This window comes from Geminocystis sp. NIES-3709, assembly GCF_001548115.1.
Taxonomy (GTDB): Bacteria; Cyanobacteriota; Cyanobacteriia; order Cyanobacteriales; family Cyanobacteriaceae; genus Geminocystis.
This window is the reverse complement of the sequence record NZ_AP014821.1, coordinates 1112328-1132834: the sequence shown is the minus strand read 5'-3', so window position 1 is coordinate 1132834 and position 20507 is coordinate 1112328. Positions and strand designations below refer to the sequence as shown.

Annotated in this window: 23 protein-coding genes and 1 pseudogene; 12 read left to right on the top strand and 12 right to left on the bottom strand. The window is 31.5% G+C overall.

Annotation, left to right across the window (positions count from 1 at the left end):
* Positions 1-38: 38 nt before the first annotated feature.
* The gene (gene ribBA / locus GM3709_RS04835) at positions 39-1709 is read right to left on the bottom strand and encodes a bifunctional 3,4-dihydroxy-2-butanone-4-phosphate synthase/GTP cyclohydrolase II (RefSeq protein WP_082713048.1); all 1671 of its coding nucleotides are present in this window, start codon (positions 1707-1709) and stop codon (positions 39-41) included.
* Positions 1710-2102: 393 nt separating this feature from the next.
* Here ribBA and GM3709_RS20955 point away from each other — a divergent pair, with 393 nt between their 5' ends.
* The 3 genes and pseudogenes from GM3709_RS20955 (at position 2103) to GM3709_RS04825 (ending at position 3644) form a co-directional block, all read left to right on the top strand.
* Positions 2103-2294 carry a helix-turn-helix domain-containing protein gene (locus GM3709_RS20955; protein WP_197671864.1) on the top strand — a complete coding sequence of 64 codons (192 nt, stop codon included), beginning with the start codon at positions 2103-2105 and terminating at the stop codon, positions 2292-2294.
* A gap of 15 nt (positions 2295-2309) precedes the next feature.
* Positions 2310-3104: pseudogene (locus GM3709_RS04830) on the top strand (IS630 family transposase); the annotation flags it as partial.
* A 168-nt stretch (positions 3105-3272) separates the two neighbouring features.
* The gene (locus tag GM3709_RS04825; protein ID WP_066116799.1) at positions 3273-3644 is read left to right on the top strand and encodes a hypothetical protein; all 372 of its coding nucleotides are present in this window, start codon (positions 3273-3275) and stop codon (positions 3642-3644) included.
* Here the strand turns inward: GM3709_RS04825 and GM3709_RS04820 are convergent, their stop codons facing one another.
* Complete coding sequence (locus tag GM3709_RS04820; protein ID WP_066116797.1) at positions 3645-4841, bottom strand: DNA double-strand break repair nuclease NurA; 1197 nt, start codon at positions 4839-4841, stop codon at positions 3645-3647. It abuts the gene before it with no gap.
* 435 nt (positions 4842-5276) lie between these two features.
* Here GM3709_RS04820 and psaC point away from each other — a divergent pair, with 435 nt between their 5' ends.
* The gene (gene psaC, locus GM3709_RS04815; protein WP_012307203.1) at positions 5277-5522 is read left to right on the top strand and encodes a photosystem I iron-sulfur center protein PsaC; all 246 of its coding nucleotides are present in this window, start codon (positions 5277-5279) and stop codon (positions 5520-5522) included.
* Between the two features lie 243 nt (positions 5523-5765).
* Positions 5766-6335: a Uma2 family endonuclease gene (locus tag GM3709_RS04810; RefSeq protein ID WP_066116795.1), complete on the top strand. Its 570-nt coding sequence runs from the start codon at positions 5766-5768 to the stop codon at positions 6333-6335.
* Positions 6336-6600: 265 nt separating this feature from the next.
* Here the strand turns inward: GM3709_RS04810 and dps are convergent, their stop codons facing one another.
* Positions 6601-7086: a DNA starvation/stationary phase protection protein Dps gene (gene dps, locus GM3709_RS04805; protein WP_066116792.1), complete on the bottom strand. Its 486-nt coding sequence runs from the start codon at positions 7084-7086 to the stop codon at positions 6601-6603.
* Between the two features lie 149 nt (positions 7087-7235).
* Positions 7236-8006, bottom strand: coding sequence for a cobalt ECF transporter T component CbiQ (gene cbiQ, locus GM3709_RS04800; protein ID WP_066116791.1), 771 nt, complete (start codon positions 8004-8006; stop codon positions 7236-7238).
* Positions 8007-8189: 183 nt separating this feature from the next.
* Between cbiQ and ruvA the strand changes: the two genes are divergently transcribed.
* Complete coding sequence (ruvA, locus tag GM3709_RS04795) at positions 8190-8825, top strand: Holliday junction branch migration protein RuvA (protein WP_066116789.1); 636 nt, start codon at positions 8190-8192, stop codon at positions 8823-8825.
* Positions 8826-8829: 4 nt separating this feature from the next.
* On the opposite strand, the gene GM3709_RS04790 is transcribed toward ruvA, so the two are convergent.
* Positions 8830-9345: a transcriptional repressor gene (locus GM3709_RS04790; RefSeq protein ID WP_066116787.1), complete on the bottom strand. Its 516-nt coding sequence runs from the start codon at positions 9343-9345 to the stop codon at positions 8830-8832.
* 516 nt (positions 9346-9861) lie between these two features.
* On the opposite strand from GM3709_RS04790, the gene GM3709_RS04785 reads away from it, so the two are divergent.
* Positions 9862-10236, top strand: a complete 375-nt coding sequence (locus GM3709_RS04785; protein WP_066116785.1) for a hypothetical protein — start codon at positions 9862-9864, stop codon at positions 10234-10236.
* A gap of 9 nt (positions 10237-10245) precedes the next feature.
* Here the strand turns inward: GM3709_RS04785 and GM3709_RS04780 are convergent, their stop codons facing one another.
* The gene (locus tag GM3709_RS04780; RefSeq protein ID WP_066116782.1) at positions 10246-10494 is read right to left on the bottom strand and encodes a Ycf34 family protein; all 249 of its coding nucleotides are present in this window, start codon (positions 10492-10494) and stop codon (positions 10246-10248) included.
* 100 nt (positions 10495-10594) lie between these two features.
* On the opposite strand from GM3709_RS04780, the gene GM3709_RS04775 reads away from it, so the two are divergent.
* On the top strand, positions 10595-11038 hold the full coding sequence (locus GM3709_RS04775) for an EVE domain-containing protein (protein ID WP_197671883.1): 444 nt from the start codon (positions 10595-10597) through the stop codon (positions 11036-11038).
* A 57-nt stretch (positions 11039-11095) separates the two neighbouring features.
* Here the strand turns inward: GM3709_RS04775 and hemH are convergent, their stop codons facing one another.
* From hemH to GM3709_RS04760, 3 genes are all read right to left on the bottom strand, one after another.
* Entirely contained in the window at positions 11096-12259 is a 1164-nt protein-coding gene (hemH, locus tag GM3709_RS04770; RefSeq protein ID WP_066116778.1) for a ferrochelatase, read from the bottom strand.
* A 378-nt stretch (positions 12260-12637) separates the two neighbouring features.
* On the bottom strand, positions 12638-13942 hold the full coding sequence (locus GM3709_RS04765) for a DUF2330 domain-containing protein (RefSeq protein WP_066116776.1): 1305 nt from the start codon (positions 13940-13942) through the stop codon (positions 12638-12640).
* A gap of 245 nt (positions 13943-14187) precedes the next feature.
* Complete coding sequence (locus GM3709_RS04760) at positions 14188-15060, bottom strand: RnfABCDGE type electron transport complex subunit D (RefSeq protein WP_066116773.1); 873 nt, start codon at positions 15058-15060, stop codon at positions 14188-14190.
* A gap of 258 nt (positions 15061-15318) precedes the next feature.
* Here GM3709_RS04760 and GM3709_RS04755 point away from each other — a divergent pair, with 258 nt between their 5' ends.
* Together GM3709_RS04755 and GM3709_RS04750 are read left to right on the top strand one after the other, a co-directional pair.
* Entirely contained in the window at positions 15319-16068 is a 750-nt protein-coding gene (locus GM3709_RS04755; RefSeq protein WP_066116771.1) for a phycobilisome rod-core linker polypeptide, read from the top strand.
* Positions 16069-16355: 287 nt separating this feature from the next.
* Positions 16356-16667, top strand: coding sequence for a hypothetical protein (locus GM3709_RS04750; RefSeq protein ID WP_066116769.1), 312 nt, complete (start codon positions 16356-16358; stop codon positions 16665-16667).
* Between the two features lie 140 nt (positions 16668-16807).
* Here GM3709_RS04750 and GM3709_RS04745 read toward each other — a convergent pair whose 3' ends face one another.
* The 3 genes from GM3709_RS04745 to GM3709_RS20660 all read right to left on the bottom strand — a co-directional run bounded on the left by GM3709_RS04745 (position 16808) and on the right by GM3709_RS20660 (position 19251).
* Positions 16808-18271 (bottom strand): transglutaminase domain-containing protein, encoded by a 1464-nt coding sequence (locus GM3709_RS04745; protein ID WP_066116767.1) that lies wholly within the window; start codon positions 18269-18271, stop codon positions 16808-16810.
* A gap of 17 nt (positions 18272-18288) precedes the next feature.
* Positions 18289-18663 carry a hypothetical protein gene (locus GM3709_RS04740; protein ID WP_066116765.1) on the bottom strand — a complete coding sequence of 125 codons (375 nt, stop codon included), beginning with the start codon at positions 18661-18663 and terminating at the stop codon, positions 18289-18291.
* A 447-nt stretch (positions 18664-19110) separates the two neighbouring features.
* Positions 19111-19251: a hypothetical protein gene (locus tag GM3709_RS20660; protein WP_173645701.1), complete on the bottom strand. Its 141-nt coding sequence runs from the start codon at positions 19249-19251 to the stop codon at positions 19111-19113.
* 249 nt (positions 19252-19500) lie between these two features.
* On the opposite strand from GM3709_RS20660, the gene GM3709_RS04735 reads away from it, so the two are divergent.
* Positions 19501-20070 carry a hypothetical protein gene (locus GM3709_RS04735; RefSeq protein ID WP_066116763.1) on the top strand — a complete coding sequence of 190 codons (570 nt, stop codon included), beginning with the start codon at positions 19501-19503 and terminating at the stop codon, positions 20068-20070.
* Between the two features lie 12 nt (positions 20071-20082).
* A complete protein-coding gene (locus GM3709_RS04730; protein WP_066116761.1) occupies positions 20083-20433 on the top strand; it encodes a carboxymuconolactone decarboxylase family protein in 351 nt (116 codons plus the stop codon).
* The last annotated feature ends 74 nt before the right edge of the window (positions 20434-20507 follow it).

Sequence of the window (20507 nt, the reverse complement as noted above, 5' to 3'; positions counted from 1 at the left end):
ATTTTTATGAATTATAGCTTATTTTATCTATATATTGGTTATTTTTCCATACAATCATAAATATAGACAGTTTGAGTTTGTAATGAATAGCTTAATTCGTTAATAAATAAAGTATTAGAAATAGTTTCCCTTTCTAATCTTACCTGTAAACCTAACATGGGGTCTTCAACATCTGCTATTAAAAATTGTAAAGTAGCTAAACTTTCCCAAGAAGTAATTTGAGTTAAAATATCTAAAATAGCTTTCAAATAAGGATGATTTTGGTTTTTATACCATTGAGATTTAACCATATTTGGCTTGTCAAATCCTAGGTGAAAAATAATAGATGGTTGACTAAATAAAGCTACTGAAACAGGACGAGTTTCTTCTTGTAAAATAAGATTATTACTACGTGCTAATTTTCGTAAATTTTCTAATTTTTGATAACGTTTTGTGGCAGAATTTAGCGGATTTTGCCATGTAATAGCAACGGTACAAAGATAGGTTTGTAAAAATAAATGTCCTAATTTTTCTGCTTTAGTTGCAAGATAATTTGAATTATAATCATTAGCCTCTATAAACAATGGTACTCGATCGACTATTTCAATACCATAACCTTTTAAACCAGCAATTTTTCGAGGATTATTAGTAATTAAACGAATCTTATTAATACCCAAATCATTTAACATTTGTGCGCCCATACCATAATCTCGTAAATCTGCAGGAAAACCCAATTTTTCGTTGGCTTCGACGGTGTCAAAACCCCTATCTTGTAAAGTGTAAGCCTTAAGTTTATTAACTAAGCCGATACCTCTTCCTTCTTGACGTAAATAGACAACAACTCCTAATCCTGCATTGTCAATCATCTTTAATGCCGCTTGTAACTGCATTCGACAATCACAACGTAATGAGCCTAAAGCGTCACCTGTCAAGCATTCTGAGTGCATTCTCACCATTACGGGCAGTTGCCCAAATTGGTTAATATCTCCTTTTACAATGGCAATATGTTCTGTATGATCTAAAACATTACGATAAGCATAAATCTGAAAATCCCCGAATTGACTAGGAAAATTACAAATTGTTTCCCGATAGACAAAACGATCGTGTTTTAGGCGATAACTGATTAAATCGGCAATGCTAATTAATTTCAAATGGTGTTGTTGTGCATATTCGTAAAGTTGTGGTAATCTTGCCATACTACCATCTGGATTTTGAATCTCACAAATGACTCCGGCAGGATATAACCCTGCTAAACGAGATAAATCCACTGCCGCTTCTGTATGCCCCGCCCTTTTTAAAACGCCTCCATTTTTTGCGCGTAAAGGAAAAATATGACCCGGTCTTGCTAAATCATCAGGTTGTGTGGTAGGATTAATAGCAATTTGGATGGTTTTGGCTCGATCGTCTGCGGAAATACCAGTGCTGACACCCAAATGTTTAGCCCCATCAATACTAATAGTAAAAGCAGTTTGATTGCTGTCAGTATTTTTTGTCACCATCAAAGGCAAATCTAACTCATCTAATCTTTCTCCCGTCATAGCAAGACAAATCAATCCTCTTGCTTCCACTGCCATAAAATTAATCATATCAGGGGTAGCAAATTGTGCTGCACAAATCACATCTCCTTCGTTTTCTCTATTTTCATCATCTACAACTACAACTGAGCGACCGGCTTTTATTTCTGCTAAGGCTTCTTCAATGGTATTAAACGGGATATTTTCTATAGACACAATTAATTTAAAACTAACGATTGGGTAATTATTCTTACTCAATTTTACAATAGACATCCCCAAAAAATTATTGTCAGCTCTCTATCGTAAATTCTCAGTCATGAGATAGAAAATGGAAAAGTTACAACAATTGAGTTTAACCTTACTATACTTACCTTACTATACTTAATTACACTTAACTGGGGATGGCAAATTCAGGAAGTTGAGCTTAGCTTTATCTCAACAGATGGATAGAATAAGTAAGTGGGCAGAATTAATTGTATAATTATAACATTAAAATAAATTTAATAAAATCAAAAAGTAATATACAAAAGTTTTATTTATATTTAAAAATAATTAATGTAGCTTAAAATCTGCTAAAAATATGAAAAATAAGTAAATCAAGGATAAAAAATGCGATTTGTTACCAGATTAGCTCCAGAAACACAACAGTTATTAAAGACTATTGAACAAAAAAGTAAATACTATCAAGTTAGACATCGAGCAAAATCGATTTTGTTAAGTTATCAAGGTTATAAAATTACTCAAATAATGTTAATATTAAATATTAGTAGAAATACAATTTATAATTGGCTTAATAATTAGGAAAAAAATGGTTTAAATGGATTATATAGCTTGAAGGGAAGAGGAAGAAAATCAACTTTAAATGAGCAACAAGAATTAAAAGTAAAAGAATGGATAAAATCTCATCCAAAAACCTTAAAGATAGTTCAAGAAAAAATAGAAAATGAGTGGGAGATAAAAATAAGCAAAGATACGATAAAAAGATTAGCAAAAAAAAAGGGCATGGGGTGGTATCGGTTCAAGAAAAGGGTAAAAGGGGAAGTATGCCCTGAATTATACCAACAAAAAAAGAGACAATTAGAGCAACTAAAAAGAGCAGAAAATGAAGGAAAAATAGATATATATTATGGTGATGAAAGTGGATTTAGTTTAGTACCTTGTTTACCTTATGGATGGCAAGAAAAAGGGAGAAAAATAGAAAGAGAAAGTAGCCTAAGTAAAAGATTAAATGTGTTAGGATTTATGAAAAAAAATAATGAGTTAGAAAGCTATGTATTTGAGTCATCAATCAATAGTGATGTCGTGATAGCTTGTATAGATAACTTGAGTAAAAAAATAAAGAAGGAAACAGTATTAGTAATGGATAATGCCTCGATTCACCAAAATAAAAAATTCTGGAATAAAGAAGAAGAATGGGAAAAAAAAGGATTAAAAATATTCTTTCTACCACCCTATTATTCACCACAATTAAACAAAATAGAAATACTGTGGAGATTTATGAAATATAAATGGTTAGAGAACTCCTGTTATAAAAGTTATTTAGATTTAGTAAAAGGAGTAGAAAATATTCTTATAAACTTTGGTTCAAAATATACAATTAATTTTGCCTAGGTACTTACCACCATGAAAATTCATAAACTGAAAGAAATTATCTAAGAAAAAGGCTTTCTTAAACATTTTTTTTACCTCAGCGGGAAATTTGAAGGGGATAGCTTTAGAATTAGGAGTAGAGGCTAACTATTCCTAACAAAATATTTGTAACTTTAAGAGAATTTTAACATGACTCAAACGATCGAAGTTAACTTGGTAGATTTACTCAATAAGTTAGAGACTAAAATCGATAAACTTGATACCCAAATAAACCGCTTAGAAGAAAAGTTAGAAACTAAAATCGATAAACTTGATACAAAAATAGACAGTTTAGAAGAAAAGTTAGAGACTAAAATCGATAAACTTGATATAAAAATAGACAGTTTAGAAGAAAAGTTAGAGACTAAAATTGATAAAAAATTCAGTCAAGTTGAGACTAGATTTAATGAAATTAATAATCGTTTAAATACCATTACATTAGGCTTTTTCGGGCTAATAGGAGTATTAATAACAGGATTATTAGGAATTATCGGTAAAGTTGTATTTTTCCCTAATCCCTAATTAGGCAATACTTCCTCTTTTTCGTGCTTCTTTATAGGATGTGCCAACATTTCTCAATCCTGCTTTAATCATTTGCTCTTCTAGTAGTGCAAAAAAACGACTTCGATCGCTACCTTTAATAACTGCCAAATTATGGGCTTCAGCTAAAGCCACTGGATAACCAAAACCCTTATCAACTTGAGTAAGAGTGATACTTAAGGCTTGATTTAATAAAGCAGAATTTTCAGCTACCCACTCAGGAAACTCTACTCTTGCAACTTCTGTACCGACATGAAGATAACAAAAATAAGTTCGTTGTTTTTCCCAATATAAATCCAAAATACGAGAGTTACTCTTAAAAATAGCACTTCTTTGACGAGGCTTTAATATGCTGCCCCATAACGTAGCATCTCGTAAAGGCTCAACTTTTTGACAAGGAGTTTTATCTACTTCTTCTGCACAAAAAACGACACAGTTAGGGTTAGGATGAGGACAAGCAGGAAAACGAAGAAAGTTAATAGCGTCTATACTGCGAGAAGCACTAACATAACCTACCAAAGGAATATTCGTTTGCCGTAATTGTTCCCATGATTGTAAAATGGGAGTTAAAATTTGCTCTCTGGCTTCTACAGGTAAAGTTTCTAAAAACCAGTATATTAAAGAACCATCGGTCATGGCTAAATTAGGTATATTAAAATGAGCACCCGGTGGATTAACCCATGTACAAGCCATTTCTGCCAATACTTCTGCTTCTGCTACCGTGCGTTTATAACTCATCCATTCTTCTATACGAATCCCCCATTTCCTAGAAGCATATAAGTCTTCACTTTTATAGTAAATTTCTGGTAAGGTATCAAGGAGAGGATGAAAATTTTGCCCATAATGCAACATAATTCGCCCAATATTGATTAAGTAACAGTAGGCAATTTCGTGGTGAGAAGGTGCAATTTGTGAGCCATCGGTAGAGAAAACACTATGACTGATTTTAGCTGATTCTATATCAATACAAGTCGTAATTGGTTCAATGGGAGTTGCTGCGGTAAAAATAAGTCGATCGAGCCATTCTTCTTGAGCTTTAATGAAGGTATCCAAATCTTTTTCTGTAGTTTGCAATAAAGATTGAGCTAATTTTAATCTTTCTACACTAGCTAAAGCCTCTGTGTGCATTTGTTGTCCCATATTAGGGATTGCTTGGGCTAATTTTCCTAAATCAAGCATAAATTAATCATCAACAATTTTCTTTGGATATTTTTATAATAGTTCTTTTGTTTTATCTTTTTAAAATTATATTAGCTTTAAATAAATCTCAATGGCGAAAACAAGGCATGATGATTTTATAAGGTACTTATGAAGTAATAGACAAATTTTATTAAATTGTTACAGAGTTTGAAGTTATATATCAGAAATAGTGACGGAGATTATATACTGCTCTTAATGACTAGAGCTTAATTTTATTAAAATTCTCTATTGTCAAAATCGATCGAAAGATCAACACAAAAAATCCTAACTCTTCGGAGAAAGGTAGGCAAGATAGAGCCTGACAAAACAGTATTTGTAGAAAATTCTATAAATAGTTAAGTTAAAGTCTATCGATAAACAAAACCTTAAATTGAGAAATCATTGATAACAACTAGGTAAAGGAGTCTTTTTTTCATGTCCCATAGTGTAAAAATTTACGATACCTGTATTGGCTGTACCCAATGTGTTCGTGCTTGTCCTCTCGACGTACTAGAAATGGTGCCTTGGGATGGTTGTAAAGCTGGACAAATTGCATCGTCTCCCCGTACGGAAGATTGTGTTGGTTGCAAACGTTGCGAAACAGCTTGTCCTACCGACTTCTTGAGTATTCGTGTTTATTTAGGCGCGGAAACTACTCGCAGTATGGGTCTAGCTTATTAGAAAAATCCTATATTATGGAAACAACTGTTGTCATTATATTTAGTGGCGACAGTTGATTTTTTTGTATATGGCAATGTTATCTGAGTTGTAAAAAACGTAATTAAAAAGGCAACAGCCAAAGCCAAAGGCAAAATTATCAGTATTTTTTATATTATTTTCTAATAATTAATTGTTCACAAATGATTTAGAAATGCTATAGTTGATAATAAAAATAACAATCTTTATTGATTTAAATTGATCATTATGTTTGTTCAAGCACCAACACAGATTACTCTCAAAGAATTTTTACAATTGCCCGAAACTAAACCAATTCAAGAATATATTAATGGTTCTATTTATCAAAAACCCATGCCAAAAGGAAAACATAGTACCATTCAAACTTTTTTAACTACTGCTATCAATCAGAACGGTTTACCTAAAAAAAAATGCTGTGCTTTTACGGAGTTACGTTACAACTTTAAGCAGAGATCAATCGTACCGGATATTAGCGTTATTTCTTGGCAAAATATTCCTAAAGATGAACAAGGAGAAATAAATAATAGTATTGAGATTGCACCTAATTGGATTATTGAAATTCTTTCACCACAACAAAGTTCTATTCGAGTTATTGATAATATTTTATTTGCCTTAAATAATGGTACAGAATTAGGCTGGTTAATAGATTCTCAAGAAAAAATTATTATGATTTTTTTACCGAATAAACAACCTCAAATAAAACAAAATAATGAATTATTACCTATGTTATCTTTATTTTCAGATTGGCAATTATCTCCCCAAGAAATATTTGATTATTTAACCTTTTTTAGTAAATAATTTTTGTATTGTGAAAACTTTAAGATTCAAAAATATTGATCAATAAATAAGCTAGTGGTTTTAAATTTAGGTGCGGGACATTAGAAAACTTAAATAGCTCATTCTCCATATTATCCCTCAATAGATTTAATTTTAAATGTTTGAGAAAGTCTAACGCACAATTTCCCCCTAATTAGAGGGAATTTAATGAAAAATTAAAATCAATATACTGGCAAAAATTTATTAAGTTTATTATCAAAAATATAACTCTAAAATCTTTACTTTTTTAGCGTAAATGGGCTTCTAAAAACCACAAACGTTTATCAATGGCACGAGAAATCTCTGTGTATAAATCGGAAGTATCTGCGTCTCCTAGATCTCCTGTTTTGGCGATCGCTTCTCGTACATGAGCACCATAAGTAGCATATCGATCGGCTAAAGCAGATACATGATCTAATCCTGCGGTAGCATCGAGAGGATATTCAGGGAGAAGGGAATACTCAGCGGCTACTCTAGCAGTACCTAAAGCGACTCCAGCTAAAGTAGTTACTCTTTCTGCTACCATGTCCACATATTCTTCCAATTCTGTAGCCATTTCATCGAATAATTGATGAAGTTGATAAAAGTCATTACCTTTAACATTCCAATGAGCTTGTTTTGTTTGAGTTTTCAAGTCTAAAGTAGTCGCTAAAGTACAATTTAAAATACTAACCACTGCTTCTCTAATTTCTACACTTAAATCAATGCGTGTATCATATAATTTACTGCCCATAAATATTCTTTCCTTTTGTAAATTTTTATTTTATTTGTTATTCTTCTAGTTATAACAATTTTCCGTTGAAAAAATTATTTTTTCTCAAAACAGAAAGATTTTGACTTAGTTGTTTATACTTAATTTTTGATTTATAGAACCGATTTGGTTTAAGAAATAATAAATTGAATTATAATTAAGCTCAAAGCGATCGAAACCACAATTCCACAACCTAACCAATGTTTCCAGTGAATAGGTGATTCAGTTATTTTTTTATGGGTGTAACGATCATGATAACCTCTTAAAATCATTGCCTGATAAACCAATTTTGATTGATCATAGCTAATTACTAATAAACTCCCCATCAAGTTTGCAATCACTTTTAAATTGCGTTTGTTGATTTTTTTTGGTTGAAAACCCTTGAGTTTTAATGCTCTTTGCATTCTAGTAAGACGATCGCCAAATTCTTCCAGATAGCGATAAGTTAACAACATCATATCACTAATAATAGGAGATAAACCCATCGATCGTAAAGTTTTTAGGGTTGTAAGGAAAGGAGAAGTACCGAATAACACTAAACTAATAGTTAAAATACAAATAAAACGAGTCACCACTAAAAGAACTAATAAACATCCTTCTAGTTTTATGTTTAAAAAGAAAAAAGAAAAAATTATTGTTTTGCCTACCAAAAAAGGTAATAAAGTTACGACAGCAACAATAAAAATGCCGGGATAACGAAGACGAGAAACTAAAAAATGAAATGGTAGATTAGAAGAAAAATATAATATAGCAGTTATAACAATAATAACGGGTAAAAATAATAATTTATGAACGAAAGAAAAAGCAAAAATTAAAGTAAATAAAGCAATAAATTTTGGCTGAGATTCCCAACGATGAATCAAAGAATCTAAATAAGCATATTGATCTAAAAGTAACTTCATCTTGCAAAGGTTTTTAAATAATTTTATGATTCGGGAAAACTAATATATAATAGATTTTATTAGAATAAATTTTTTATAAAATTAAAGTATTTGTTTATCAAAATAATTTACTCTTTTTAATAAAAATATTACAGGAGACTATCAAATCATAATCTATTTTGTTTATCTTATTTATAGAACTTTATGTTTAGTTATTTAACAGGAAAAGTAGATAATATTTTATTGAATAATAATCGAAATATTTTAATTTTAGATGTTAACAATATCGGTTATGAGATGCAAATTCCTAGTCGTTTTTCTCGACAATTAGAAGTTAATTCAGAAAAAGAAGTTAAAATTTTTACCCATTTTCAAATTAGAGATGATCAACAATTTCTTTATGGTTTTTCTAGCAGTGCAGAAAGAGATTTATTTCGTCAATTAATTAATATTTCTGGTATTGGTTGTCAATCGGCGATCGCTCTAATCGATACATTAGGATTAGAAGACTTAGTACAGGCTATTGTAACAGGAAACATCCGTTTACTAACAAAAACCCCCGGAGTTGGTCAAAAAACGGCGGAAAGAATCGCCTTAGAGTTAAAAACAAAACTGGCACAATGGCGTATTTCTGCCGGAATTGATGTTGATACCAGTTACACTTTACCCAGTACAGAAATCATGGCGGATTTAGAAATGACTTTACTAGCTTTAGGCTATACCAACAAAGAAATACAACAAGCAATATCTGTTATTAGTCAAGATAATTTACTACAAAAAAATCCTCATGTAGAGGAATGGATTAGAACAGCGATCGCATTTTTATCCTTAAATACTTAGGGGTTTATCGATGTTTATGTTGTCCATCTGCGATGGCACGACTACAACACCAATCCGAGGGGAGAGTTGAAGGCCATCCCATTTCGATCGCTTCTTGACAAATAGTAGTCACCGTCAATTGACAATCAATTAATTGAAATTCCTCTTTCTGACATTGTTTCAGACTATGTTTGAGAATAGAATCATCTTGAAACTCAATCGTTTTATTACATTGAACACAAACAATATGATGATGATGATGAGGATAAGGGTGATTTAACTCATAATGTTTATGACCTTCAGCCAATTCTAGTTCCCGCAAAACTCGCATTTTCGTCATTAATTTAACACTACGATAAATAGTCGATAAACTAATGTTTTCCCCTTCTTCTTCTAATAACTTATGTAATTCTTCCGCACTAAGATGATTTCCTTGGGGTAAGTGATCAAATACTTGAAGGATTTTTTCCCGTTGAGGAGTCATTCGCCAACCTCTGGAATTGAGCTTTTTTTTGATGGATGCAGTAGTATCTAAAGACATAAGCACTTAAGGGGAGGAAAATAATTTCTTTACCTATCATACTTTTCTTTTTACCTTATTTGCAACTAATATGGTCTAATTGAGAATGAGTTTTAACTATTAACCGTTAGGTATTTAGATGTTAGGTATTAGATTTTTTTAAAGTTTTAATATTTTTTCTCAATAGTACAAAAAACAAGTTATTTAAGACATGATCAAATCCTAAAAACTAATCATCCTCAAGATTTTACCTTTGATTTTTGCCTCCTATATTTACTTGAGAGGGCTAGAAAAATAGGTGATGACTGATTTGGAAGATAGACAGACAGGGAGATTGTATTTTTTGTGAATGAATCTCTCTCAAAAATGCATCGAATATTGAGAATTTTTCCACCTGTCCCCTTGTCCTCCCCTTGTCTCGTTTTTATCATTTTTTTTGTCAAACTAAGGTTATCTTTAGCCCTTGATTATAAAAGCAAAAAAGATGTTAATATTTTGTAACAAACAGTTATAGTATTTTCTTTTCCATTCAAAACTATGTATTATATGCCTGAACCGCCTTTCGGTTTATTATTTTTTGGTTTTTTTATCGGCGTAACTTGTGGATTAGCTTTTGAAGCAACATTAAAACAACAAGTTAATAAATGGGGTAAACAAGGACGACAAGGAATTAAAGTAGATTTATCAGAAATGTCAATTTTACTAATACCTTTTTGGGGTATTTGTATTGGTATTTGTATCTTCCTTGCCGGAGGTTTAGAAATTTTTATCTATAGTAGAGCTATATCTTATGTTTTTTCTGGAGTCCTTACCCTTTTAACCGCAGGATTAATTTGGACTCAGTTGAAAAAATTAATTACTCAACTCTTAGAAGGTGGTTCTAAAGCTCTTGATTTGGACGCTTTTTACTAATATGATTATTTAAGTAGGAATAGCTTCTCCTGGTCTTAATTTAGCCCATTTTCCCATTTCCATCATAAAACTTTCACAACCTACCACATCCCATTCCATCTCGATATATTCTTCATGAGAACGAATATTCACATTAATAGACGGTTGTTCGGGTTCAAAATCCGGACTGTCTGTTAGGTGAGGCTGTTGGTGTTGACTTTCTACGGCATGATAGGTATTGCATCGATCGACATACACACAGTTAACACAAATACACATAATTTTTCTCCTGTTAACTCTTTATATCTGCTACTTTAGCTTAATTTTTTTCTGTTGGCTATGAAATATAGGGATTAATAAAAAAGTGACTTATTGGTTAATGAAATCTGAACCCGAAGTATATAGTATTGAAGATTTAAAACAAGATAATACAACTATTTGGGATGGTGTTAGAAATTATCAAGCAAGAAATTATTTAAAACAAATGCAAAAAGGAGATATAGCCTTTTTTTATCACTCTAATTGTAAAATGATCGGCATTGTGGGTTTAATGACAATTGTTGAAAGTAATGTGATAGATCGAACTCAATTTGATGCGAATAGTCCTTATTTTGATCCAAAATCAACAATAAACAATCCTCGTTGGCATACGGTAAAAGTACAATTTAAAGAAAAATTTACAGAAATAATAAGTTTAAATACCTTAAAAGAAGAATTCACATCTAATGAATTATTAGTTGTAAAAAAAGGGAATCGTTTATCGGTAATTCCCATACCCGAAAATACCGCAAAAAAAATTATTCTAAAAAGTATAAATAAATGAGATAAGTAATTAATTTACATTAAATAACTGTTGTTGTTAATTGTTAATTCTCAATTGTTATAATATTCCTACAAAATGTAGAGGGCCATGACCACTAATTATTTCTACCACTAAGGCTAAAAACCCTAACATGGCTAACCTTCCATTCCAAACTTCGGCCGCAGTAGTTAAACCCCATTCCCATTTTTCTTGAGGGTACATTTTCATATTTTTCTTGGGGTGGGTAACTTCATCAAACCGTAAAGGTTTTTTTTCTAAGGCTTCCGTCGTTAGGTTCGTTAAGGCTTGGATAAACATAGGATGAGTATTTAAGGCAGGTACACGTTTAAAGTTACTTATACCAACTTCTTCGGCGACTTCCCTATATTCAAGATCAATTTCTTGCAAGGTTTCGATATGCTCCGACACAAAACTAATGGGGACAACTAATAAATCTTTGATATTTTGTGCACCTAACTCGATTAATGCGTCTTCCGTGTAAGGTTTTAACCATTCTACTGGGCCGACTTTACTTTGATAGGCTAAAGTGTAAGGATTTGGAGTATTGAGAGTTTTCATGATTAACTCCGTACATTCTTCAATTTCCGCTTGATAAGGATCTCCTGCTTCCATTACATAGCTTTTGGGTACACCGTGAGCGCTAAAGAATATATGTACTTGATCGGCGTTCTCAAACTGTTGTAATTCTTGTTTAATTAAATCCACCATCGCTGTTAAGTAATCTTTGTGGTTATGCCATGAAGGAATTAAAGTATATTCGACATTTTTGAGATGTGAATCTGTTTTCCACATTTCTTCTAATACTCGAAAACTTGATCCACTGGTACTAATGGAAAATTGAGGATACAAGGGTAAGATAACTAACTTTTCAATGTTATCTTTTTTTATTTCCTCGATCGCTTCTTCAGTAAAAGGATGCCAATAACGCATACCGACATAAACTTGAATATCGATACCTTGTTCTGATAACTTAGATTGTAAGGCTTGAGCTTGAGCTTCCGTAATTTGTAGTAATGGCGAACCACCTCCAATTTCCATGTAATTAGCTTCTGATTTTTTACTCCGAAGAGTAGAAATTAACCAAGCAAGAGGTCTTTGTAACCAAGGAAAAGGTAAACGGATAATTTCGGGATCCGAGAATAAATTATAAAGAAAAGGACGTACATCCTCTAATTTTTCTGGACCACCTAAGTTTAATAATAATACTCCTGTACGACCCATGATATTTTTATTTTTAAATTTTCTTTACTAAGTGTAACAATATATTATTGCTAGTTTAAGTTTATTAGCAAAATTAACAATTTACCAATAATTAGCTGAAAAATTTTTGAGCTTTTATCGATTTTTTGTTTCAATTCGCAATAAATTATGGTGTAATATAAATCACTTTAACCCAAATAGATAAATTTTAATATAAAGTTTTATTGCAAAAGATTCTCAATATTTTTCCATGAATCGGTTAAAGATTAAGATTTTGTGCTTAACTACTTGTAATGATTTCACGAAGAATCGAGATTAATTCATCACAATTTATCTATTCGAGGAAGTAATTTTTATTATATTTTTTCTACATTCCGCATTCTAAATTCTAGTCACCAGTCACCGCCACAGTTGTCGCCACCAAGGGATATTTTCCGCTTGTAAAAAGTTTATTTTACCCTTAATATCATTCAAATTCCAACCTGTTAAATTAGCTAAAGTTTGTGCTTCTGTTTCTTGTCGATTTCTTACTTGTTGTGTATAGTCTCTCCCCGCATTGCAACTAATTTTTTCTCGGAAAGGATGACGGATAACATAGCGTCCTTGAAATAGTTGTTGATTCGCAGTATTCTGAAATCTCAAATCTTCAGGAAAATGAGTTCGATCGTATCTGATATGTAAGCGAGTAATAAATAAATTATTATCATAGGGAGAATTTTGCCAAAAAACTCCAGCCTGTTTCAATTCATCAGGGTTTAAAGGTTCAGCAGAACATGGATCACAGTTTGCCATGCTCCAAGCATATTCTAAAAAGGCAACTTTGCGTCCTTCTCTGTCATAACTTTTAGTAAACATGGTTTTATAAAAATTGCCAAAATCTCCTTTAACAAATTCTGGAATGTCCACATCTGAAGGTACTTTCACCGTACGATAATTACTCAATTCCGTTTCACCGTTGGAGGAGAGTAGATAAACAATTAAATCTTGTGCTTTTTGGCTATTTAACATACCTAAACGTATAGGTAACATGAATTTGGGGGATTCATAGGCTATCATTAATGGGCGTAATGATTGAAACTCAGATTTGCCTAATTCTGTCAAATTCACTTTAGCTACAAAAAACTTCATCTGCTGTTTGATATATGGTTGTAATAACTCTTTTGCTCCTTTCGGAATGTTGTAGCCGTTACTAATCAACCATTTTTCTAAGCCATCAGATTGTTTTGCACTCAAGATAACGATGTCATATTCTCCTACGGTAAATTTACTTTCCACAGTGACACCAAAAGATTCGTTTTTTGCTTGTCTTCTTCCCTCTTTGCTTTCCATCACGGCGGATTGAGGCATATTATCCATTCGATACACTGGCTCACAAGGATCACTATCAAAATATTCCACTAATCTTGGCGCACTAAAAGCGTCTAATCTTTCAAGAATTTTTGGGTTGCCAACGTTCACCTGATCTTCTTTTATAGGTACTGGTACGGGTACAACTAACGCAAAATCTTTGACGTTTCCTTGATAATCATTGGCCATGGTTAACACAGTTCGATCGCCATTTCTTGCTAAAATAACTTGAGAAGCTTGATTGTATAATTTGCTATCCGCTTTAGCTACATAAAAGCCACAAAAAGCTAAAACTGATGTGGGAAAACAGAGAAAAGAGATGAGTAAACAGGAAATTATTATTAGGTATTTTTTCATGGTTTTTCTCAGGAAATAAAATTGATTTAAAATTCAATAAAAGAGGAATCAAACAAATTGATTTAGCTGATTTTTATAGGCTTTCTTGCCAATTCATTAATAGTAATAGGATTTAATTATTAATCTGAGATTTTGTCATTTAATCATTTCCCACTTTGAAATAAATTTCAAAGATAATAGCTTAAGTTCGCTAAAAGAATTTTTGAAAATAGAGATAATTTTTATAATCAAAACATAATAATTATTTAGGATATTGAAGTTAATTTTTGCCAACGGAAACGATTTTCTTTCCAAATCAAGTCAAATAAAATTGTCAAAGGTGAAATAATGAATAAAGCAAGGAAAAAAGCACTATTAATATAGAAAAACTCTTTGATGATAAAACTGGAAATAGCAATGACGATCGACCAAATAATTCGACTATTTTTAGCGTTAGGAATCGATCGAGGATCTGTTAACATAAAAAAAGCAAAAACTAATAAACTACCACTCATTAACTGATGAGTTAAAACATCAAAATTCCATCCTAAATAATAGTTATAAACAGCTTCTAAACCACCGTAAACACCAAGAAAAACCGCACTGGTTTCCCATCTTCCTACTTTATTTAATACCATTGCACCAGTACAAATAAAAAGTAATAAATACCACCAATCACTGCCCCATTGTCCGGGAGATACCCATGCTGACTTAGTTAAAAATACTGTGACAATAATTCCAAAATTTGCAGGATTGAAAAAGTGTTTTTGATGATAGCGAAAAATAAATTTAGATCCGATGGCTAATACTCCAGCCAACATTAAAATATTCGGGTGATTTGCTCTTAACAACAAAGATAAACCTAATCCACTAATTAAAGCACTTTTGACTCCTGATAAATCTAACCAATTCACTGTGAAAAAGCCTTGATTTTTTGATGGATTTATGGTAATAAAATTAGGTTCTAAGGTGGTTAACTTAACCCAAGAGCTTAAAAGAATTTGAGTTACTAAACATATTGTTATCGTGAGAAAAATTCCTTGTATTTGCAAAGTCCAATCTCGGTAAAAAATTCCTACTGAAAGAAATAAACAGAGGCAAACAATTTGATAATCCCGTGCATCCTTAAATAAATTCATAATAATTACCCCGTAGATTGGCTTAAAGAATAAAACCCAATACCAATAAACTACCTATTACCTGTTACTTATTACTTATTTTCTCCACTCCTCACGAAAAAAAAGACTATTTACCTTTAAATGATGTTCCAGAAAAAGGATTTTGATTTTGAACTGTAACAAATCTTTACGTTTTTTCAGGTAGGATGCCGTTGTCGATTATGCTAATGATTGTAGAAAAAATATTTAAGATAATCTTAAGATACGGAGGTCTTAACATTGGCTATTCCTCTTCTCGAATACGCACCTAATTCTCAAAATACCCGTGTAGCTGGTTATGAAGTAGGTGGAGACGAACAACCCAGAGTTTATAACGCTGAAAGTCTTTATAGTGCATCTGATGTGGATGTATTGATTGAAGCGGCTTATCGTCAAATTTTCTTTCATGCTTTCAAGTCCGATCGTGAAATAGCCTTAGAATCTCAATTGCGCAATAAACAAATTACCGTGCGTGATTTTATTCGTGGTTTATTATTATCGGAAACCTTTAAAAATAGTTTTTACGAAAAAAATAGTAACTATCGTTTTGTAGAGCATTGTATTCAAAAAGTTTTGGGTCGTGCAGCTTACAGCGAAAAAGAAAAAATTGCATGGTCGATCGTAGTTGTAAACAAAGGAATTAAAGGTTTTGTTGATGAGTTATTAAACTCCGATGAATACTTAGAAAACTTTGGTTATGACATCGTACCTTACCAACGTCGTCGTAATTTGCCTTCTCGTGAATTAGGGGAAAGACCATTTAATATTTCTTCTCCTCGTTACGATGCTTACTATCGTGGTGTTCTCGGATTCCCTCAAATTATTTGGCAAAATCAAGTGCGTCGTTTCGTACCTCAAGAACAACAAGCAAAAGCTGGAGATCCTTCACTCTATCTAAATATGGCACGTAGTATTAATGCTAAACCAGCTAATACACCTCGTGTATCTACTGGAAATATCAGTTTAGATAAAGTACCTTATCGCAGATAAGTTAATAATTGATAGTTGATAGTTGAAAAAATCAGGAATAAGTAATGAGTAATGAGGAATTAGTAATTAACATATTCAGTTATAATCAATTCTCAAAAAAATGTTTTATTTGCAATAAAATGAATCAGTATTTGGTTTTTGTCTATAACTGATGGCTAATTCCCAAATCTTAATAAGTATTTATACTCAAAAAAAATCTGAAATATTAAATTTAATAAACAAAATAAAACCCTTTAAAAAACATTTGATAATCTAAAAAAAGAAGAAATCAATTTTTACAAAGGGTAATGAAACATTTTTCTGATGACTGGATTAAAGAATGGTGTCACGATAACGGTTGGACGGACTTATTTTTAGAACGTTGTGACTATTGGGCATTTCCGCCTCATGGGGTAATACCTCTACCTATTCCCAAAGAAACTTTAATTCAAATCAAAGCAGAAAAGGGGTTTTCTCCAGAAGAAAGAGTTTGGTTAGGAATGGCGATCGGAATTAGTATTATTGCTATATTTTTTACCTATCTCCTCAATTGTCCCATGCCTTTAGTGTTTGCCTTCGCTTTTTGCTCGATCGTAGTTGCTAATTTTGAATTAGATTAACCAAGGGTGAACTAGAAAGAAAATGATGAAGAAAAGACAAGTGGACAGGTAAGAAAAATTGCGAGTATTTGTTTTTTATACGACCTTATTTAACCTAATACCCATCCCCTACCGAAAAACTTTTTCAGCAGATCCTAATCCTAATTATATTCTAATAATGCCCAATAACGAGAATCTCCGGGGAATTTACCATAGACAATTATTCCCCCATTTCCAACGTTTATATTGCCAGTAAAAACATTTCCATAACGAGTTAAATCATCCCATTTATTCGTAGATTTATTGACAACTTTTACTTCTGTAGCTGAGTCAATTTTTAGTTTAAAATAAACACTTTGATTAGGAATTAATGTTGCTGTTAAAGGAGATTCTAAATAACCATTATTATCAGGAAAATGTTTAAAAGTTGTCGGAAATTTACTACTTCCACCGTTAGCAGAAATATCATAGGTCACGATCAAGGGATAATTATTACTATCATCTTTTGGTTTTGCAAATATATCTAATTGATAATTACCTTTTTCGGGAAATCCTGTATTAACAATAATATTTTCGCCTTGTTTTTGTACTAATGTATAATTATCGGATAATTTTTGTTCTGCTGATTTTAATTGGGCGATCGCAACCACATTTTTGGGAGCTTTTAAGGTAATATTAACACGATTATCGGTATTAATTTTAAAACTTTTATGACTAATTAACTCTATATTATATTCAAATAAATTCGGAGAAATATCAGCAAAACTATCAAACTGAGAACGAGAAAAAGGAGTTTTTAATAATTGCCATTGAGTATTTTCTGGAAAATGACTATAAATAAATTCTTCGGGTTTAGGAGCAAAATAATAAGGATTAAAATTAGCTAAAAATTGATCATTATTTACAGTACCTGCTCCCCAAGTTGCATCAATTAAATACCAGTTATTATTAATTTTAACGGTATTCCAAGCATGATTAACTTCGTTATCTTCCCCTACAATATAATTAATTCCCTTACCATATCCAGTAACAATAACCGATTTTAACCCCATATATTGTGCCAATTGTTGATATAAATTAGCATAACCAGAACAAATAGTCGATCGAGTATTTAAAACAGTTTCCACTTTAACATCAGGATAAATATTTCTTTCAAATAAATCGGCTAAAGCGACTACATCGTAACTAATATTGTGAGTTATCCATGTATAAATAATTCTTGCTTTTTCTTCTTCTGTGGTGGCATATTGAGATAAAATGTTAGCTAACTCTTTAACAGAGTTTCCTGTATATTTAATATTTCTTGCTTTATAGTCGATCGTACTAAATTTTTTTTTCTGAAGATTAACAGGATTATTTATTACAATAGGTTCATCAATCTCGGTAATAAATTCTTGAGTTAATTTTTTAAGAGAATTATTAGAAAAAGAATTTAATATATTTTGCCAAGTTAATTGTTCTGGAGTAAACCGAAAAAATTGAGGATTATTTTTAATCGTTAAAGCTATTGATGTAAAAACAATTAATACCCATAAAGTAGAGAGGATATTATTCCTTTTTTTAAAAGATTGTCGCTTTTTATTTTTACGTTTTTCCCATTCTCGATATTCTCTTTCTGTTGCCATAAAAATAATGAATAGTTTTAGCCTATTAATTTTTTATTGTTTTTGTTTACTATTAAAATTTCTTGAATAAAAAACCTTAATTTTTGTTTAGCAATAGTTAATTTATCTTCATCAAATTCAAATTCTTGCAAGTTAGCTAAAAATTCTATGTATTCCGTATCTAAAACTATACGAAAATCATCAATTTTCCATAATAAATCAGAAGTAAAACGTAAATCATAAACATCATTTTTTTGAGGGAAATAATTATTATCTTGGGCTTTTAAATCTACTAAAATAACAGGACGAACCCAGCAAATTTGACGATCGTTGACTATATCAATAACTTCACAGTAAAGAGACTTATTTTGACTATCTAAACAAATGATTTGACTATTAACAAATTTAAGCATTTTCTTAGTTTAATTAATCATCTTTTAATATTTGGCTAAGTAAAATAATTGACAATAAACCTTGTATAAAAATAACTTTAGTTGGTAATTTATAGCAGTTTTCATTTATTTAAACTACTCTTTGCATTCTTTTTTGCGACTTTGCGGGAGATAAAAAATGTGATTTATTCATTGGAAAAGCACTGTAATTTTCTTGAATCTGTTTTGACAATTATATTATAATTTTAAATGAATTATCTAAATATCTATCAGTTCGAGTCTTTCAGAGAAGTCGGAGAATCAAGAAAGTTGATGAATGATTTAGTTTGGCTATATAGCTTTATTTAATTTGGTTTTAGTCTAAAAAAAGAGAAATTTATAGACAATAAAATTGCATTTACCCCTAAATTTAGATGAAAAACAATCTAGGGGTTGTATAAAATTTTTTGGCTATTCAAAAATAAAAGATTAACCTACCACATAGGCAACTTTTAACGCCCATATAATTAAGGCAATAATACTTCCTAAAATAACAATAGCAGAAATACCAACAATAATAGGCTTATCTGCACCGTCAAATTTCATAATGCCACGATTCAAGTCAGACATAAAATTTTCTATGAGAATGTTAAGATGATTTCTTACTTTATAGATTAACTCAAAAATTATTATATCTATAAAACCATAAATAAAAATTCACTATTCTTAATGTTTTTCTCACTTATTTAAAATTCTTTGACATACAATTGAATATATATTTTATTCTCAATGTTAAGTTTTATTTCATTTATTAAAACCCCAAAAAAACGGAATTATAATTCAGAGAAAATTGAGTGTTAAATTTCACGTTCATTACCCATGATTAAAAGAGTTAATTATTATCAAAACTTAGAGGCAGATTATTCTCGTCCGGGTTTAGTGCCAGAGGACTTGAAGGCGAAACTTATTGCTAAGGGAGAGGAAATCGTCAAACAAATGGAAGCGGAACTTCCCCCCATTGATGATGAATACACTTTGGAAGTTATTGAAAAGGAAAATAAAGAATGGTGGCCCACTCACTGTGAAGCATTACGTCAAGGTAGAGGTGACATTTTAACAGGAGAATATCGTTCCGATCTAATTTATTTCTGTCAAGATGGCCCTTATCGAGGACTCGAACAACAAAAAGAAAGAGAACAACATTGGTGGGCTTTAATTGCACAACCCGGTGTTACTATGTGTTGGCCCATCGTGATGTTTTGGGGTGAACATACTTTCTTTGAATGGAAATGTGTTGATGAAGAAACTAACGAAACGATCGCCAAAGGAAACGTAACATGGGTACGACGAGGAAATAGAGGAGGATGTTATTTAAAAACAGAACAACTAACATTTTACCGTGATGTTTTTGCCCCTGATGAATTATTAAAACTAATCACCACTGCATAGGAGTTTTATTTCATGACTTATAAAAACGCCGTCCTTGACGACGCTCAATTACAAGCAGGATTAAGTAGTATCAATCCTAAATTTGGAGATTTTTGTACCCGTGTAGCCGGAGAGGCTTGGGGTTTACCATTAATAGATCAAAAAACTAAGGCTTTAATCACCATCGCTGTTGATGTGGTTAATCAAGATCAAACTGGTGCAGGAAATCCTTTTGGTGCGCACGTTAACATGGCACTTCAACAGGGCGCCACGAGAGAAGAAATAGAAGAATTATTACTTTTCATGTGCGTTTATGCTGGATTTAATAAAGCGGCCGGTTGTTTTGGGATGCTTAATGAAATTTTTGCTGATGCTGAAAAATAATTAAGGATTACTCAAAAATCGATCGATTAGGGTGTTAGGTTTTAGGTTTCAAAAAAAATTTAATTTCACATTAT

Excerpts from the sequence above, each read along its gene's own strand:
- GM3709_RS04820 (WP_066116797.1), bottom strand. The coding sequence starts at position 4,841 with ATGCTTGATTTAGGAAAATTAGCCCAAGCAATCCCTAATATGGGACAA.
- GM3709_RS04740 (WP_066116765.1), bottom strand. The coding sequence starts at position 18,663 with ATGCTTAAATTTGTTAATAGTCAAATCATTTGTTTAGATAGTCAAAAT.
- GM3709_RS20660 (WP_173645701.1), bottom strand. The coding sequence starts at position 19,251 with ATGTCTGACTTGAATCGTGGCATTATGAAATTTGACGGTGCAGATAAG.
- GM3709_RS04780 (WP_066116782.1), bottom strand. The coding sequence starts at position 10,494 with ATGTGTATTTGTGTTAACTGTGTGTATGTCGATCGATGCAATACCTAT.
- GM3709_RS04760 (WP_066116773.1), bottom strand. The coding sequence starts at position 15,060 with ATGAATTTATTTAAGGATGCACGGGATTATCAAATTGTTTGCCTCTGT.
- GM3709_RS20955 (WP_197671864.1), top strand. The coding sequence starts at position 2,103 with ATGCGATTTGTTACCAGATTAGCTCCAGAAACACAACAGTTATTAAAG.
- GM3709_RS04775 (WP_197671883.1), top strand. The coding sequence starts at position 10,595 with ATGAAATCTGAACCCGAAGTATATAGTATTGAAGATTTAAAACAAGAT.
- GM3709_RS04735 (WP_066116763.1), top strand. The coding sequence starts at position 19,501 with ATGATTAAAAGAGTTAATTATTATCAAAACTTAGAGGCAGATTATTCT.
- GM3709_RS04785 (WP_066116785.1), top strand. The coding sequence starts at position 9,862 with ATGTATTATATGCCTGAACCGCCTTTCGGTTTATTATTTTTTGGTTTT.
- hemH (WP_066116778.1), bottom strand. The coding sequence starts at position 12,259 with ATGGGTCGTACAGGAGTATTATTATTAAACTTAGGTGGTCCAGAAAAA.
- psaC (WP_012307203.1), top strand. The coding sequence starts at position 5,277 with ATGTCCCATAGTGTAAAAATTTACGATACCTGTATTGGCTGTACCCAA.
- ruvA (WP_066116789.1), top strand. The coding sequence starts at position 8,190 with ATGTTTAGTTATTTAACAGGAAAAGTAGATAATATTTTATTGAATAAT.
- dps (WP_066116792.1), bottom strand. The coding sequence starts at position 7,086 with ATGGGCAGTAAATTATATGATACACGCATTGATTTAAGTGTAGAAATT.
- cbiQ (WP_066116791.1), bottom strand. The coding sequence starts at position 8,006 with ATGAAGTTACTTTTAGATCAATATGCTTATTTAGATTCTTTGATTCAT.
- GM3709_RS04765 (WP_066116776.1), bottom strand. The coding sequence starts at position 13,942 with ATGAAAAAATACCTAATAATAATTTCCTGTTTACTCATCTCTTTTCTC.
- GM3709_RS04810 (WP_066116795.1), top strand. The coding sequence starts at position 5,766 with ATGTTTGTTCAAGCACCAACACAGATTACTCTCAAAGAATTTTTACAA.
- GM3709_RS04790 (WP_066116787.1), bottom strand. The coding sequence starts at position 9,345 with ATGTCTTTAGATACTACTGCATCCATCAAAAAAAAGCTCAATTCCAGA.
- GM3709_RS04730 (WP_066116761.1), top strand. The coding sequence starts at position 20,083 with ATGACTTATAAAAACGCCGTCCTTGACGACGCTCAATTACAAGCAGGA.
- GM3709_RS04750 (WP_066116769.1), top strand. The coding sequence starts at position 16,356 with ATGAAACATTTTTCTGATGACTGGATTAAAGAATGGTGTCACGATAAC.
- GM3709_RS04745 (WP_066116767.1), bottom strand. The coding sequence starts at position 18,271 with ATGGCAACAGAAAGAGAATATCGAGAATGGGAAAAACGTAAAAATAAA.
- GM3709_RS04825 (WP_066116799.1), top strand. The coding sequence starts at position 3,273 with ATGACTCAAACGATCGAAGTTAACTTGGTAGATTTACTCAATAAGTTA.